1 pseudogene is annotated in these 1,295 nt (G+C 45.9%); it reads left to right on the forward strand.

What is annotated here, in order from left to right:
• A pseudogene (locus V7D75_RS05545) lies at positions 1 to 1,218 on the forward strand (polynucleotide adenylyltransferase PcnB); the annotation flags it as partial.
• Positions 1,219 to 1,295: the final 77 nt, after the last annotated feature.

Genomic DNA, 1,295 nt, shown 5'->3' on the forward strand with positions numbered 1-1,295 from the left:
GAGCAGTGCGGTGATGCCGAGCATCCGCTTTCAGAGTCGACCAATGGCATGGGCGAGTGGTGGCAAACCTATCAAACCCTGACCGAACAGCAGCAAGATCAAGCGATTGATGATTTTGATGAAAACATTCGTCGCGGTGCGTATAAACAAAGCCAGCGTGGTCGCGGGCGTAATCGTCAAAAGCCGCAAGCTTTAAACACATCAAACCATGATAAGGTAAATCACATAGAAAACAATCAACAAAATAATGTAGGCGGTAACGGCCATAGCAAGCAAGCTGATGATGCCTCAAACGTGCCGTCACGCCGCCGCCGCGCTGCCAGTCAGTCTATTCAACAGGCTAATAACAATGGCAATCATAGTGTCAGCAATAATAGTCATCATAAGGGCTATGATAAGCAGCAAGCAGCACAAGATAATAATGAGCTGGCACAATTGCAGCAGTTATCACTGGCGAATACTGGCAAGCAATCGGCAAATAAGCGTCACGATGCCAAGCCTGCACCGTTATTTGTCATCGAGCATGAAAAAGTGGTTCCGCCATTACGCAAACAATTGCCAACGGACGATCAGCCAAAATCTAATGCTAAACCAAAGCAAGCCCCTGTGCAGCAAAGCCCAAAAGCTGAAAATACGCCATCTAAGAAAGCAGGAGTTGCAAGACAATCTGACAGCTCTGCTAACGCTGATAAGCAAGCGCAGCAGCATGCAAAAGCTAAACCAGTCGATACCAAGTCTGCTGCTAGCAAAGCCGATTTTGACCAGTCAGCTTTATCTACAACGGCCAATACTAATGTACATACTAAGCGTACTGTCGCCCAAACGCCAGCGCTCGTTAGTATAAACAACGAGCCGATACCGTATAAACGTCGCCGTCGTCAACCTACTGTGATAGCGGATAATACTGACAGTAAAAATAACGCTGATAACTTGCTTAACGTAGCGGCAAAACCAGCTAGCGATAAAGAGCAAGTAGTAAATACGACCAAGTATGAGAAAAAAGTGCCTAAAGCTGCGGCAGATTTTGCTGAGAATACACCGTCTGTTGCTAAAAAAGCTGCTTCTAACAAACCTGCTAAAACCAAACAGGATACTAAGAAACAGACCACTCAAACTCAGTCAGCTCAGAATCAAACAGCCGCTAGTAAAATGAATGAGCAAAAAGGGCCGGTACCATCAAAACGCCGCCGCCGTCAGCCAAGCACTAACAACGGTTAAGCTTACAAACCGACTTTAAAGTACTAAAGCACAGTGAAAACTATGAACAGCCACCTTGAAACTAGCAATGCCAATGA

The organism is Psychrobacter sp. (assembly GCF_036731945.1).
Classification (GTDB): Bacteria; Pseudomonadota; Gammaproteobacteria; order Pseudomonadales; family Moraxellaceae; genus Psychrobacter.